The 14066-nt window shown below is 68.8% G+C and carries 13 protein-coding genes and 2 pseudogenes; 5 read left to right on the forward strand and 10 right to left on the reverse strand.

What is annotated here, in order from left to right; all coding sequences use genetic code 11:
* Nucleotides 1-3: 3 nt before the first annotated feature.
* Together ACFV2X_RS00685 and ACFV2X_RS00690 are read right to left on the reverse strand one after the other, a co-directional pair.
* Nucleotides 4-141 (reverse strand): annotated as a pseudogene (locus ACFV2X_RS00685) (DUF1062 domain-containing protein); the annotation flags it as partial.
* 7 nt (nt 142-148) lie between these two features.
* Complete coding sequence (locus ACFV2X_RS00690; RefSeq protein WP_385609662.1) at nt 149-1210, reverse strand: helix-turn-helix domain-containing protein; 1062 nt, start codon at nt 1208-1210, stop codon at nt 149-151.
* A 106-nt stretch (nt 1211-1316) separates the two neighbouring features.
* Between ACFV2X_RS00690 and ACFV2X_RS00695 the strand changes: the two are divergent.
* Nucleotides 1317-1433 (forward strand): annotated as a pseudogene (locus ACFV2X_RS00695) (VOC family protein); the annotation flags it as partial.
* Here the strand turns inward: ACFV2X_RS00695 and ACFV2X_RS00700 are convergent.
* Both ACFV2X_RS00700 and ACFV2X_RS00705 read right to left on the reverse strand, forming a co-directional pair.
* Nucleotides 1402-1986: a 1,4-alpha-glucan branching protein gene (locus ACFV2X_RS00700; RefSeq protein WP_385609663.1), complete on the reverse strand. Its 585-nt coding sequence runs from the start codon at nt 1984-1986 to the stop codon at nt 1402-1404. The pseudogene ACFV2X_RS00695 and the gene ACFV2X_RS00700 overlap by 32 nt on opposite strands.
* A gap of 79 nt (nt 1987-2065) precedes the next feature.
* Nucleotides 2066-2557: a YbaK/EbsC family protein gene (locus tag ACFV2X_RS00705; protein ID WP_385609665.1), complete on the reverse strand. Its 492-nt coding sequence runs from the start codon at nt 2555-2557 to the stop codon at nt 2066-2068.
* A gap of 121 nt (nt 2558-2678) precedes the next feature.
* Here ACFV2X_RS00705 and ACFV2X_RS00710 point away from each other — a divergent pair, with 121 nt between their 5' ends.
* Complete coding sequence (locus ACFV2X_RS00710; RefSeq protein ID WP_385609666.1) at nt 2679-3197, forward strand: helix-turn-helix domain-containing protein; 519 nt, start codon at nt 2679-2681, stop codon at nt 3195-3197.
* A 35-nt stretch (nt 3198-3232) separates the two neighbouring features.
* Nucleotides 3233-4624, forward strand: coding sequence for a cytochrome P450 (locus tag ACFV2X_RS00715; protein WP_385609667.1), 1392 nt, complete (start codon nt 3233-3235; stop codon nt 4622-4624).
* On the opposite strand, the gene ACFV2X_RS00720 is transcribed toward ACFV2X_RS00715, so the two are convergent.
* The 3 genes from ACFV2X_RS00720 to ACFV2X_RS00730 all read right to left on the reverse strand — a co-directional run bounded on the left by ACFV2X_RS00720 (nt 4599) and on the right by ACFV2X_RS00730 (nt 6531).
* Nucleotides 4599-4949, reverse strand: a complete 351-nt coding sequence (locus tag ACFV2X_RS00720) for a thiamine pyrophosphate-dependent enzyme (RefSeq protein ID WP_385609669.1) — start codon at nt 4947-4949, stop codon at nt 4599-4601. The genes ACFV2X_RS00715 and ACFV2X_RS00720 overlap by 26 nt on opposite strands.
* Nucleotides 4950-5017: 68 nt before the next feature.
* The gene (locus ACFV2X_RS00725; RefSeq protein ID WP_385609671.1) at nt 5018-6286 is read right to left on the reverse strand and encodes an MFS transporter; all 1269 of its coding nucleotides are present in this window, start codon (nt 6284-6286) and stop codon (nt 5018-5020) included.
* Nucleotides 6283-6531, reverse strand: a complete 249-nt coding sequence (locus ACFV2X_RS00730; protein WP_385609672.1) for a hypothetical protein — start codon at nt 6529-6531, stop codon at nt 6283-6285. Before ACFV2X_RS00730 ends, ACFV2X_RS00725 begins: the two co-directional genes overlap by 4 nt.
* A 437-nt stretch (nt 6532-6968) precedes the next feature.
* Between ACFV2X_RS00730 and ACFV2X_RS00735 the strand changes: the two genes are divergently transcribed.
* A complete protein-coding gene (locus tag ACFV2X_RS00735) occupies nt 6969-8246 on the forward strand; it encodes a phosphatase PAP2 family protein (protein WP_385610348.1) in 1278 nt (425 codons plus the stop codon).
* Between the two features lie 91 nt (nt 8247-8337).
* Here ACFV2X_RS00735 and ACFV2X_RS00740 read toward each other — a convergent pair whose 3' ends face one another.
* The 3 genes from ACFV2X_RS00740 to ACFV2X_RS00750 form a co-directional block, all read right to left on the reverse strand.
* Nucleotides 8338-9159: an APH(3'') family aminoglycoside O-phosphotransferase gene (locus ACFV2X_RS00740; protein ID WP_385609673.1), complete on the reverse strand. Its 822-nt coding sequence runs from the start codon at nt 9157-9159 to the stop codon at nt 8338-8340.
* Nucleotides 9160-9259: 100 nt separating this feature from the next.
* Nucleotides 9260-11770 (reverse strand): tetratricopeptide repeat protein, encoded by a 2511-nt coding sequence (locus ACFV2X_RS00745; RefSeq protein ID WP_385609674.1) that lies wholly within the window; start codon nt 11768-11770, stop codon nt 9260-9262.
* A gap of 88 nt (nt 11771-11858) precedes the next feature.
* Nucleotides 11859-13154, reverse strand: a complete 1296-nt coding sequence (locus tag ACFV2X_RS00750; protein WP_385609676.1) for an amidohydrolase family protein — start codon at nt 13152-13154, stop codon at nt 11859-11861.
* Between the two features lie 195 nt (nt 13155-13349).
* Here ACFV2X_RS00750 and ACFV2X_RS00755 point away from each other — a divergent pair, with 195 nt between their 5' ends.
* The gene (locus tag ACFV2X_RS00755) at nt 13350-13841 is read left to right on the forward strand and encodes a MarR family winged helix-turn-helix transcriptional regulator (RefSeq protein WP_385609677.1); all 492 of its coding nucleotides are present in this window, start codon (nt 13350-13352) and stop codon (nt 13839-13841) included.
* Nucleotides 13842-14066 lie beyond the last annotated feature (225 nt).

Here is a 14066-nt window from a genome sequence, read left to right on the forward strand (position 1 = left end):
GCCACGCGTTGAGCGCACATTCATCCGCTCCAGGACCGTGAGCTTTACGGTTTCCCCGCAAGCGGTACAGAGCACGAGGAGCCAGGCGTCGATGAGCTTGTGGTTTGCGTTGACGCGAAATTTACCGCTTGTCCGGACTCGGGAGGTCTCACAGGGTGTACAGCGGCACTAGTCCGCTGGTTCGCCCAGGGACTGACGCGTACCGGCCCCCGCCTACCCCGCCCGTCTCAGGGCCACGACTGAAGGGCACGGCCAGGTGTCTGTAGTCCCGCGGGGTCATCTCGTAGGTGGCCCGGAACAGGCGGCTGAAGTGTGCCGGGTCGGCGAAGCCCCAGCGGGCTGCGATGGTCTGTATCGGTCGGCTCTTCAGACTCGGGTTGGCCAGGTCGACGCGGCAGCGTTCCAGACGGCGGCGGCGTATCCAGGCTGCTGGTGACGTGTCGATCTCGGCGAACAGCTGCTGGAGGAGGCGCAGAGAGATGTGGTGGGCGTCCGCGATCGTCTGGGGAGTCATATCCGGGTCGGTGAGATGCTGTTCGACGAAGGCGTTGATCCGGGTCCGCAAGGCGTTTCTGCGGGTCTCCGGACTCAGCGCCGCCTCGGCATCCGCGCAGCGGGCGAGTGCGGACGCCAGGAGGTCCAGGGTGACCGAGGCGAGGGTGGGGACATCGGCTGGGGTGAACTCGTCGGCGCGCGTATTGAGGTCGGTCAGCCAGCGGGTGAACACCCCGCCCATGCCGCGGCGCCCGTTGAGCGAGACACCGACGAGAGACTGCGCCGTCTTTTCCGGCAGCGGCAGCAGTTTCCGAGGGAACTGCACGGTCATATGCGACCAACCGCCGCGGACGGCGTGAACGTCGCCGCGATAGGGCCGACTGGTATCCATCACCACCAGGTCACCGACCTGCAGCGCGGTGTCATCTCCGGCCAGGGAGAGAACCCCCTCCTGACCGAGAAGATAGTTGATCTGGTACGCATCGGGATCGTACTGCCGGATCAGCTTCGCCGTTCGCACGATCTCCAGATGCGAAAAGGACATCGTGGAGACCTCTAACTCCCCCAAACGCAGAACTCGCATATTGGCACGGAAGTCGTCCCGATCGTTGCTGCGTAATCGGTTGGGCATGTGCGTTTGCGCGGTCACTTCGCTGAACAGCTCGAACCGCTCCGGCGGTGCCACAACCTCCGTGCTGAACTCGGTCACCAACATGTCCCGCCCCACATCCCCCGGTCACACCTACGGTTGTTCGGTGGTGGAACGACCATGCACGGCCGGGCTTACCGAGGCCTGTCATAAACCTTGAATCCGCCGGTGGCAGCACGACGTCCCGCCGGGCGAGGACCGGTGGCCGACCGTGGTGTCGCCGGAAGACCCCGACGGGACCGAACTGCAGCGGCCTCCTACCGTGGCGCCACGGCCGCGAATACGCCCCGTGCAGCCGTGCCGTTCGGCCAGGTCCACCCGGCGACGAGGTGTCCGGACGACCTCTGCTCGGCCTCGGCCTCCGTCGGCCGCAGGACGCGGTTGACGTGAACGTCAAGCCCGCCGTCAGTGCCAGTGCCGTGCACGGTGACGGTCGGGTCAGGGGTGTCGCTCTTGCTCTGGTGCTGCGGCACCGCCTCGCCGCGCAGGAGTGCGCGCAACTGCGCCATCACCACCGGGTCGTGGACGCCATCGTAGATCCACCGGGTACCGAGCACCCCGTGCTCAGAGGTGCCGATCAGCGCCTCGCCCGGGGCGCCCTCCAGCGCCGCAGCGCGGTAGCCCATCGGCACCAGATACGCCACCGGCTCCTGCGCGGCTCCGTCCACCACGACCATGAACTCGATCCCGACCGCGCCCTCCGGGTCGTCCAATCGGAACCCACCGGCCTTCACCAGTTCCGGCGTTTCCGCGTTGCCCACGTACCAGCTCTGCTTCGGCAGCCACTCGCTGAGCAGTTCCAGCTTGGTGGGCGTCATGGTGGTGTGGTGGATGGAGGCCATGCGAGCTCCCTCATACGTAGATCTGGACCCGTCCCTCAACGGGACGGGTCGAACCTACAAGAAACGGCTCCGTCCCTTCTCATGGGCCAACCGGGAGCAGCAATCCCCCCGTGAGCCGGACGAGTTCGCCGGCCGTGGTGGGGAAGATCGTGTGGGGAGTTCCACCGGCAGCCCAGACCCGGGAGTAGTCGGTCAGGGCTTCATCGACCACGGCGGGAAGGGCGCGGGGGTGGCCGACGGGCGCCACGCCTCCGATCGCCTGTCCGGTGGCCTGACGCACCTGCTCGGCGGTGGCGCGCCGGAGCTTGCCACGTCCCCATCGGGCGGCGAGCGCGGTGGTGTCCACCCGGTGCCGGCCGCTGGTCATCACCAGCACCGGCTCATCGTCGGAGATGAACACGAGACTGTTGGCGATCGCGCCCACGTCACACCCCAGGGCTGAAGCGGCCTCGGCCGCCGTGCGCGCCGACTCCGTCAGCTCGCGCACCTGGCCGGCGATGCCGGCCGCGGCGAGGACGCGGGCCACCTGCATGCTGCGAACGGGCAGGGACGTACTTTCCTGGGACGCCATGTGACTCCTCCGTGCAGCGCCGCACCATCGTGCGTTCCATATACAGAACGTTCTGCATGTGGAACGATAGATCTCGTGAGGCACCAGATCAACCGAGCCTCGGTGGCGAGAAGGGGTAGCCATGGATCTGGCCGCTCGCGTCGGCTTGCGCCTGCGGGAGTTGCGCGAAGCGCAGGATTTGTCACTGTCCGAGCTGGCACGCAGGTCCGCCGTCGGCAAGGGAACACTTTCCGAACTGGAAGGCGGACGGCGCAACCCCACACTGGAAACGCTCTACGCCCTCACGACAGCGCTCAAGGTGCCCCTCAGCACCGTGCTGCACGGACTCGCGCTTCCCGCCGAGATCTCCGGTCGCGCCGTGGACGCCGTCCTCACCGAGCGATTCGAAGACGCCTCCGCGGTCACGGAAACCTACCGAATACGCATCCGCGCCGGAACGGCACAGGAGTCCGCCGCACACTCCCCCGGCACCACAGAGCACATCGTCGTACTCGCGGGCACCGCACGAGTCGGTGCCCCTTCCGCTCCTGTCGCGATCGGTCCTGGTATGCACGGGAGTTGGGCCGCGGACGTACCACACCTGTATCAGGCACCGTTCGGAGACGTCGAGGCACTGCTGGTCGTGCGCTACCCGCAGTGATGCACTATCGGCCCCGCACCGGACCGACGGCCCCCATGTCCACAGACGCAGTCATCGAGCAGGAGAGCACATTGGCCACCACAGCCCCACAAGGCGTCCCCTCCCCGTCACCCAGGCCCGGTGCCACGCCCCTGCCTCCTGAGCTCGCTCCGGAGGCCGTCAAGAAGTGGCACTCGGCCTCGGGGGCAGTGGTCGACTTGCTGGCCCAGGTGCGCGAGCTCGGCGGGGTCAGCGCGGTACGCCTCGGCCCGCGCCCCACGGTGCTGGTCACCGACCCGCAGGCGGTGCAGCACGTCCTCGCCCTGCACCCCGACCGCTACGTGAAGCGCTCCCATCGGGCCCGCGTGCTGGTGGGAGACGGGGTGCTCTCGGCTGTCGGGGAATCGTGGAAGCGTCAGCGCCGCCTTCTCCAGGCCCAGTTCACCGGAGCGGGGATCCGCCGCTACGAGCAGCGGATCGTCGGCGCCGCACGCCGCGCCGCCGACCACTGGGCGGAGTGCGCCCGTACCGGCACGCCGACCGACGTCGGCGACGACATGCGCTTCTTCGCTCTGGACACCATCTGGCGCTCCCTCACCGGCCACCCCCTCGACGAGACCACGAACCGCGAACTCGCCGCGGTCGAGGCGGTGGGGGCCGCCCTACCGGCCACCCCTTCCGCGTCGGCCGACGTGGCCGAGCTGCGCGCCGCCGTGGCCGCGGACCTCGCGAGGATCGACGCCGTCGCCGAACACGCGATCGCGGCCGCCCGCCGAGGAGAGGCGGGACCGGAAGGCCCCGGCCTGCTGCGCGTTCTGGTGAACGCCGGCCGGACCCACCCCGAGTACACCGACCAGCTGATCCGCGACGAGCTGGTCACCCTGCTTGCCGCCGGTCACGAGACCACTGCCACGACGCTGTCCTGGCTGTATCTGCTCCTCGACCGCCACCCCGAAGCCCGCCGCTGGGCCCTGAACGCGGGCCCCGCGGGCTCACCCGAGCGCGAGAAGGCCATCCGGGCTCTCGCCTCGGAGACCCTGCGGCTCTATCCGTCGGCATGGCTGATCCCCCGTCACGCCACGGAGGACGACACCCTCGCCGGATACCACATCGCGGCCGGCACCGACATCTTCGTATGCCCGTACCTCACCCACCGCGACCCGGCGCTGTGGCCCGACCCCGAGCGATTCGCCCCCGAGCGGTTCACCACCCCGGACGAGGGCCGCCCCTCCTCCCGGCACGGCGCGTACTACCCCTTCGGCCTCGGCGCACGAGCGTGTCTGGGCGCGCAGTTCGCCATGCGCGAGATGACCGTGTTCCTGGAGCACCTGCTGCCCGCCTTCTCCCCCTCCTTCCACGCCACCCCGGCCTCGCCGGTCTTCGGGTTCACCGTCCGCCCCGACGGCGCGATGCCCGCCACCATCACACCCACTCCGGACGGCTCGTAGAGCGCCCGGTCACCCGCGGGCCGGTTGGGCCGTTGGGTGTGCGCAGGGTCGGCTCCAGCGAGTCGGCGTCGGTGACCTTCCACGCTTGCGCCGGCCGCCGCGGATCGACATGTATCCCGCGTTGTCCTGGACCACGAAGACCACCGGCGCTCCGGCGGTGACGCTCAGGGGCGATCTCCTGGGCCGTCATGAGGAAGTCGCCGTCGCCGAGTACGCACACCACCGTGCGGTCCGGCCGGGCCGGCTTGGCGCCGATCGCGGCCGGGACGGCCCAGCCCATGGAGGAGAAGCCGCCGGAGGTGAGGTGGGTGCGCGGTGAGTACACGGGGAACGTCTGCTTGACCGCGCCCTGGGTGTTGCCCGAACCGGCGACGATGGTCGAGATGGTCTGTTTCAGGATGCCTTTTGGTCGGCGGGCTTCTCGATCTCGGTGGTCACCCGTGCTCCTCGGAAGAGCACCGGGAGCCACAGGAGACATGCCAGCAGGGGGACCGCGGCGTAGGTGGCCATGCCCACACTGGAGCCCAGCCCGTCCATGAGCGCGCCGAGGACGAGATAGCCGATGCCGATGAGCGCCGACTCCACGAATGCGATCATCGACAGCAGGCTCGCCCGGTGGCGCGACGGCACGGCCTCGTTGAACACGTTGTCCACGATCACGGCGGTGATCTCGGGAATCCCGACCAGGGCCAGGAACGCGGCGATGGTGACCCAGACAAGGCCGAGGCCGCTCAGGCCGAGTGCCGCGGCGAGCGTCAGGAGGGACACCGGGACTATGACCCGATACCCGATGTGCCGGTCCGCGCGGTCCGACAGCAGCGGAGTGAGCCCGCCAGCGAAGAATCCCGCCGATATGACCACGCTGACCAATGCGGTGCCCGCTCCCTGATCGGAGAGGGTCTTCTGCGCAAAGATGATGTACGGCGTCAAAGTCGCATGCATCAACCCGGACACCACGACAAGCGTCACGAGCGCCGGCGTGGCGACCCGAAGCATCGCCCGCCATGCTGTGGCGTCGCCGTGCTCCTCGGCTCCGTCCTGCTCGTCCACCGCGTCCGCGCCGCGGATCTCGGGCACCCGTGACATCAGCACCACCACGGCCAGGACGAGGCACGCCGCCGAACCGACGTAGACGACTCCCCAGGAGATCTGCTGCAGTTGGCCGCCGAGGACGATGGCGGCTCCCGAGGTGACCGTCCCGAGCATGGTGAACCGGGACTTGATCCTGACGTAGTCGGCCGTCGCACCACGACGCACGAGCAGGTCGTACAGCAGGGCGGTGTCCGAGCCGGACACACATGCCATGCCCACGCCCTGCCCGATGAACAGCGCCAGGAACACCCAGTAGTTGGAGAACGTCCCCTGGCCGAGCAGACATCCAGCTATCAGCATCTGGCCGATCACGATGCTGGCACGCCTGCCGATTCGGTCGGCGATGACTCCCGTCGGCAACTCCGCAAGTCCGCTGACCAGGTAGAGCAGTGTCTGCAGCAGGGCCACTTGCCCGGCGGAGAAGCCTCGCTGCTGAAGGAAGAGGACGAATACGCCGCGCTGGAACAGCGTGTTGGCGAGCACGGCGTATACATAGAACGGGCGTGTGACACTTCGTGCTGCATCGTCGACTGCAGCCGACCCGCCAAGGGCCTCCATGGTGCCGGTCACGCTGCGGGCTCCCTGGTGACTCCGGTGATCATTAGTGTTGGGCCTCCGCCGCCGACCGGAACCTCCAGTCCATACTGCGCGCAGGATATTGGGCCGGCCATCCGCCCGTCGAGGACGAACCGGGCATTGCCGAGGCGCGCTTCGGCCGCCTTGCCCAGCTGGTCCTTGGGGATCTCAACGGGATTCTCGACCCGTCCGCCCGGAAACTCCACCGTGGTCTCAAAGCCCTCGCTCTCAACTGCCACCGGAAGTGATCTTCAGTGCGAAAACCTCGCTGTCACCCTGTGTGCACTGCGCCCGAAAGTCGGCCTCGGGCCGTGCGGCAACGCCATGGGTTCCCGCGTCACAGCGCATGCTCCGTGCCGTTCCCCGGAGTCCGTCTCGGACGACCATCCAGCCCAGGCTGCCGACCGATCGACCAACCTTCGCGCCACCCGTGACCAGCGAAACCCAGGCGTACCGCTCCGGTAGCATGTTCGGACTTACGACGATCCCCCTCATCGCCCGTCCTGCACCGGAAAACCACACCATCCAGCACCATGAGTAACCCACTCAACCAAAACCTATCAAATCGGCCAAACAATTGATATCCATACCACCGCGGGTGTTTTCGCGAATAAACAACAGAATTACGTTCGCCGCGTTGCGTCAACCACGGGCGATACTGTGGGCCACGGCGGGCGTGGTGACCCTCGGATTCCTCATCACGCTGGAGATCGCCGCGCGTCACTACGGCCTGCCGGGGCCGATGACCACCCAGGCGCAAGAGGTGATATTCGCCCCCAAATCGGGGCCGCTGTTGTACGCCAGTATGGCATTGATGATGGTGGTGCTCACTTGGCGGCAACGGTTCATCGCGGCTGGTGTCGCGATCGGCATCGACATCGTCTTCGTGCTGGTACGGTGGGTGGTCGGCGCCAAGATCACTGAGGGCCACCCCTTCGGCAACGGCGCGTTGTGGGTGATTTTGGGCTACGGGGTCATCGCTGTCACGCGCCGCACCGGCCGGGAACGTGCCCTGCTGCTGAAGGGCGTCGGTCTTGGGCTGCTGCTGGTGGCCGGCCGCAAGACCGGTGATACCTGGCTCCTCATCACGTCGAAGACCCGCCCGACCGTGCTCGACGAGTACGTGGCAACCGCCGATCACGCGCTGGGCAACCCGTCGTGGGTGGTAGGCCGGATTGTCAGGGCCACCGACCCGATCGGCACCCACCTTCTCGACTGGGTCTACATACAGCTTGCGGTGGCCGCGGTCGTCGTCTCGCTGTACCAGCTGCGCCATGTGGCGGTCGAGCGCCGCTTCCCGAGCCACTATCTGGTGCGCACCTTTCTGGTGATCGGCCTCGTCGGGCCGGCCATCTACATGATCTTCCCGGTGGTCGGGCCGATCTTCGCCTATGGCCCGGGCGCCTACGGCACCGGCGGCCTGCACTGGGCGGTGGCCGATCTGTGGCCGGACACGCCGCCGCCGATCGCTACCCCGCACCCGGTGCCATACGACGCGATCACCCCTCGTAACTGCATGCCCAGCCTGCACACGGCGTGGGCCACCGCCATCTTCATTCACTCCCGCAAGGGCCCGCGTATTCTGCGATTCGCGGGCGCCTTCTGGCTGATTGCCACGCTCGGCGCGACGCTGGGATTCGGCTACCACTACGGCGTGGATCTCATCGCCGGCGTGGTGTTCACGCTCACAATCGAGGCAGCTCTGCGCTCGCACGAACGCGGCTGGGACCGGTCAGGAATCCAGCTGGTCGCTTATGGCACAACGGTCTTCGCCGCGCTCTTGCTGTCGTATCGCTATCTGCCGATGGAGATGGCCGAATATCCGTGGGTGTTCGGGCCACTTCTCATTCTGGCGATGACCTCAGTGATCTACGGCTACGTACGGACCACCAAACGGTGGGAACCGAAGGCCACACCAGCGCCGCAACCGGAACCGCAACCCGAACTGGTTTGAGTCGTGTTGTCCGTCGCAGATGAATCTTGCTGGTCACGCCCGGAAGGACGTGACCAGCACGCTTTCCGGCAGTCGGCAGACGAGGGACCGTTCAGCCCCAGGTGAGCGGGTCGAGATGAAGGTAGAAGCGCAGGCGGTCGTGGTCCAGCGCGATGCCGTACCGCTCGGCGAACGCCACGTCCGCTGCCCGCGCCTGCTCCTCGTCCGTCCATGTCTCCCGCGCATTGGCGAGCAGCAGTGCCAAGTCGGCGTAGCGGTCGGCCAGTCCGAGGCGGCCCAGGTCGATGAAGCCCGACACGTCCAGGGTCTGCGGGTCGAGGATGACGTTCGGCAGGCACAGGTCCCCATGGCAGACGACCGTGTCGGCGGCCTCCTGTTCCCGTCGCCGGGGTACCTGCCGGGTAACACGGGTCAGCAACTCCGCGGCGGGCGTGTGCTGCTGCTCGACTGGAAGGAACTCCGGGTTTACGGCGTCACGGGCCACCACGTCGCTCGCCACGGCGACCATGGCGTCCAGGCCCCGGCGGAATGGGCACTCCGACACGGGCAGCTCGTGCAACCGGCGGACCGCGTCCGCGATGCGTCCCCAGGAGACTCGCAGATCCCCGGCGGATACCTGATCAGCAGGTATGCCCGAGACGGCACTGGTCACCAAGCAGGCGCCCGCGTCACCGGAGTACCAGTCGAGCACCCGCGGGCCCGGTACGCTCTGACCGCTGAGCCACGCGATCCGGTCGCGCTCGGCCTCCAGGTCGGCCGCATCCGCAACGGGTACGCACTTGGCGTACCGGGTGGTGTCCGCACTGCGAAAGACGGAGGCTCCCGACTCGCCCGCGGTGACAGGCAACCAGTCGCCGCCACCCACGCCGAGCAGCACCGGCGATACGACCTGGGATCCGGAGTGATCGCTCATAGCGGCCACTCTAACCAGCCCGGCATCCCGGCCGGCGGCCATATTTTCCGCTCCTGCCACGTATCCGGTGTGCGGCAGAGCGTGTTCCGTGCGAAACGGCCTAGTCGTCGTCGAAGCCGAAGTCGTCGGAGTCGTCGAAGTCATCGCCGAGTCCGTCGTCGAAAGTGTCGTCGCCGTAGTCCAGCCCGAAGTCCGCTACGGTCCACAGCACGGTGAAGTCGATGACACCGTCCTCATCGGGCACATCGGACATATCGGCATCGGCGTGGTCCGGGCGCCGACCACCCGTCCCCATGGACCCCTCGTGGCCACCCTCACCACTCGCGCGCCACACCCCCTGGCTGTCAGGCGCATGGGCGGTCTGCCGCCGGGCCGCGTCGACGGCCCGGCGGCGAGAGCCCCAGCTTCGGAGCTGGTACAGGCGGCCGCGTACCCGCTCGGCGTCCTGCGCCAGACCTCCCTGATCGAATGCCTCGGCAGCCTGCTCGAACGCCTGCCGCGCGGGCCGTATACGACCCGCCTGCAGATGCACCAGGCCGAGGTTCTCCCAGGACTGGGCCTCCCGGCGGCTGTCTCCCAGGTCGCGGAAAAGCCCGGCCACCCGCTCGTAACTCGCCGCGGCGTTCTGTCCGTCGCCACCGGCGCGCTGCGCGTCGGCGAGGTTCGCCAGCGACTCGGCGACACCGCCCAGGCCGTGCGTCTGCTCGCGGAGCGCCAGGGCTTCGGCGTGGCAGCCGGCCGCCCGGTGGTGAGCGCCTGTGCGCTGGTGGAGGTTGCCCAGGGTGTCGAGGATGGTGGCCACCGCGGCCGGATCGCCGCCGCGTCGGCAGATGGCCAGCCCCGATTCGTACCGGATGATCAAAGTGGCGGTGTCCCGCTCGCGCGCACGGTATCGGTCGAGGAGCGCGAGCACGTCGCCGACCACCGCCGTGGCCCCGCTGGCGTCACCGGCCAGCAGGAAGAGCGTCATGGCGTTGCCGTAGTACGGCAGGGCGGACGAAACACTGAACGACTGGGCGTGGATATGGCCCAGCCGACGCCGGCATTCCGCCTCCGCACCCCGGTCCCCCGCCGAATGCGCCGCGGACGCGGCCGGCTCCAGGACGGCCATCCGGTCGGCGGCGCGGCCGCGCAGTTGCAGATACCTCATCATCCCGAGGGCCAGCTGTACGGCCAGGCCGTGTGATCCCAGGGCCATCGCGGTCCGCACCGACTCGATCAGGATCGGGCGGTGTTCGTCCAGCCACCGGACGGCTTCCCCAATGCCCGTGAAGCGGTCGCCCGCCGCGGGCGCGGCGGCCGGGTCCAGCCACGTATCGGCCTCGGCGGTGGCCGCTACGTGGAACCGCAGCAGCCGCTCGACGGCGTCCTTGCGCTGTGTGCAGGACTCCTCGGTTTGGGCCAGCTCGGTGGCGTAGGACCGCAGCGGGCCCTGGATGCGGTAACCACCGAACCTCGGCCCGCTTGCCATCAGCATGCGGGCCCGGGACAGTTCCATGAGCCCGTCCGCCGCCTCGGCAACCGGCAGTCCACCGAGCACCGCGGCCTCCTCAGCCCCGAAGTGCGCACCGGGATACAGCGACAGCAGCCGGAACAGCCGGGCCTGTCCGGCCGGCAGTCGGCTGTAGCACCATGCGAATACCGGTCGGACAGGGTCCGCCTGCAGATCCGGCGCCGACAGTCGCGGGGTGTCCTGCAGCAGGTCGGCCGGCGTTGACACCGGCGTCCGTCGGTCCGTCACCAGTTGGCCCACGGCCAGATCCAGCGCGAGCGGGAGCCGGCCGCAGGCCATTGACAGCGCGCGAACGGCCTCCGGGTCGGCGGCCGCCCGACGGTCGTGCTCATCCGCGGCCGCCAGCACACGCTCCACGAACTCGACGGCCTCCGAGGGCTCGAACAGGCCCAGAGCGTGATGACACGCCCCCGCAACCGCGCCGCCCGTCAGCCGGTGCCGGCCGACGACGACCGCGCAGTTACGGGGATGCGGCGGCAGCAACGGCTCCGCCTGGGCCGGCGAGGAAACGTTGTCCAGCACCACCAGCACCGGCTTGCCCCGCTTGGCGAGCGCGCTCACCACGGACCGGTACTGGGCCACGCGGCCGTCGGCCGTCGCCGCGATCTGCGACGCAGCCACTCCCAGCGAGTGCAGCAGGCCACCCAGCGCGGTGAACACGGCGGTCTCCGCCGAAGTTTCCGCGGCGCGGCCGAGATCCACGTGGATGCCCTTGACATACCAGTGGCGCCGGACCGCCTCCCCGGCAGCACGCAGCGCCAGCGCCGTCTTCCCCACCCCGGCCGGACCGGACAACATCAGCACGCTGTGTTCTGCCGCCCAGGCCCGCTGCGCCTGCCGTCTGGCCGCGCGCGTGGTACGCACATGCGGAGGCGTTCTCGGGGCCTTAGGGGTCTTAGGAGCCTTACGGGGGCTGAGGTCCGCCAGCAGCGCCTCAAGTTCGCGTGCGCGGCCGACGAAAACACCCGGCCCGGGCGGCAGACCGTCGGCCTCCCGGGAAGAAGCCGGGAAGGCGGTGACGAGAACACTGCTGCCGCCGCCCGTCTGAACGACCGGGCCGAAATCCGTTCCGCTGAACTCGTCGCGGGCATCCCCCATGACGGAATTTCTAGCGCACCACAACACCCCGCGGCCAGCCAGCGTTCGGTGCGGCCCCGATCGCGACCTGATCACCGCCTCCACGCACTCACTGTGCCGGGGGCACCCACGATCCGTCGACCGCAACGCCGGCGGCCGCGGCGATCCGGTCGCGAGACTCCAGCAGCCGTGCGCGCAACGCCGACAGGTCCACGCCGAGCAGCCGACCGTCCCGTTTGACCGCCCTTCCGGCGACGAAGACGCTGTCCACCAGGCCGGGGTGGCCGGCCGCCACGACCGTGCCGACGGGGTTGCTGACCGGGAAGACCGAGGGATCCTCGGCGTCGAGAAGGATCAGGTCGGCGTCCTTGCCGACGGTGACGCTGCCCGTACGGGCATCGAGTCCGCACGCTCGGGCGCCGTCCACCGTGGCGAACTCGACGAAGTCGCGCGCCGTGAGGCCACCGTCCAGACCGCGCTGCACGGCGAACGCCGTACGCATGGTGGCGAACATGTCCCCGCCCGCGGACGGGCTGTCGTCGATCGACAGGGACGGGCGGATTCCGGCGGCCAGCATGCGGCCGGTCTCGGGCCAACCGAAGCCCATCTTCAGCTCGACGTCCGGGCTGATCGACACCGAGCAGCCCGCATCGGCCATCATCGCCACCTGGTCGTCGGAGATGCCGTTGCAGTGCACGAAGGTCGTACGGTCGTCGAGCAGCCCGCGGTCACGCATGTCCGCGATCGGACGGCTGCCACGAGGCCAACCGGTGGCACCGTGCACATGCACGCTCACCCGCAGCCCGAGTTCCCGCGCCAGCGCGACATCGGTAGCCGTGGTGTCCATGGTGGTCAGCTGCGGCCCCCGCAGGCCCAGCGCCATGCCGTCGTCGGGCAGTTGCACCCGCACGCGCCTGATCTCGGGTGCGATGTCCGGCTCGTCAGCGGCGCCCGCGCAATAGCAGAACACCGAGTGGCCGGGCGCCTCACGCAACGCCTGGATCGCGGCGTCGGCGTTCTCCGGGCGGTCGGAGCAATGGAACCAGTCGAGCATGGTCGTGACGCCCGAGCTGAGCGCTTCGATCCGGCCGAGCAGGTTGCCCAGGTACACATCTTCCGGCTGGTAGTGCGGCCGGAGCGTGCCGTGCATGGCGACGCGGTACTGGTCGAACGTCCAGTCCGCGCCGATGCCGCGGAACGCGGTCTGCCAGGTGTGCCGGTGGGTATCCACGAAGCCGGGCATCACGATCTTGCCCGTGGCGTCCACGACCTCGGCGTCGGCCGCGTCGACAGTGGCGGCGACAGCGGCGATCCGGCCGCCCTCGATCAGCACATCGCCCCGCGGGAGATCGCCGACGGCCGGGTCCATGCTGACCACCATGCCGCCACGTAACAGTGTCCTCATCGGGTCAGCGCCTCCTCGACCACCCAGGAGGCGATGCGTTCGCCCCGTCGTCCGGGGCGCCTGCCGCTGAGGATGATGTCGATGCGAGGTGCCATGGCGTTCCTCCGAAGGAGTTGACGTATCAACACTGTGCGGCAAGGACCCTAGAGCTGCAAAGTTGACGCGTCAACTCGCTACCGCCGTATGATGCGCGCCATGACCGAGACCCCTGCGCTGGAACCCGAGGAGTGGGAGCTCTGGGACACCTGGATGCGCGCGCAGCGCCTGCTCGCCCGGGAGCTCGATCGTGGTCTGCAGCGCGACTGCGGAATCTCAAAGGCTGAGTTCAGCGTGCTGGTGACCCTGTGGCGGGCGCCCGGGCACGAGATGCGCGTCGGCGAGCTCTCCGAATCGCTCGACTGGGAGAAGAGCCGCGTCTCACACCAGCTGACACGTATGGAGAACCGCGGCTTCGTGGAGCGGACCCAATGCGGGGCCAGCGGCCGCCGCACCGGAATCGGACTGACCGCCAAGGGCCGCCGCGCCGCGCAGAGCGCCCTCCTCGTACACGCCGGCAACATCCGCCGTCACTTCCTCGACCCGCTCACGCCCGAGCAGACCGCGGCTGTCCGGGCCTGGAGTGAGCAGACGATCGACCGCGTCGAGCCACCGCGCCGCAGCGAGAACACCGGTAACGACGCCGCCTGACGTGTGTCGCCGAAGGCTGCGGACCGAGCCCGGCAACTGTCGGCGCGCCCGGGATGCGCCGGCCGGCTGAGCGAGTCCGCCTTTGCGGACGCCGTTGCGCGGAATGCCAAAGGTCTGTGCGCCGACGGTCAATGACAGCCCGGAACTCCGGGGCGGAGAATTCTTGCCGTGGGTCGCACAGGGGGGCGCACAGCCACACACAGCCGCACACAATCCCGCCAAAAC

It is taken from the genome of Streptomyces sp. NPDC059679 (genome assembly GCF_042734105.1).
Lineage (GTDB): Bacteria > Actinomycetota > Actinomycetes > Streptomycetales > Streptomycetaceae > Streptomyces.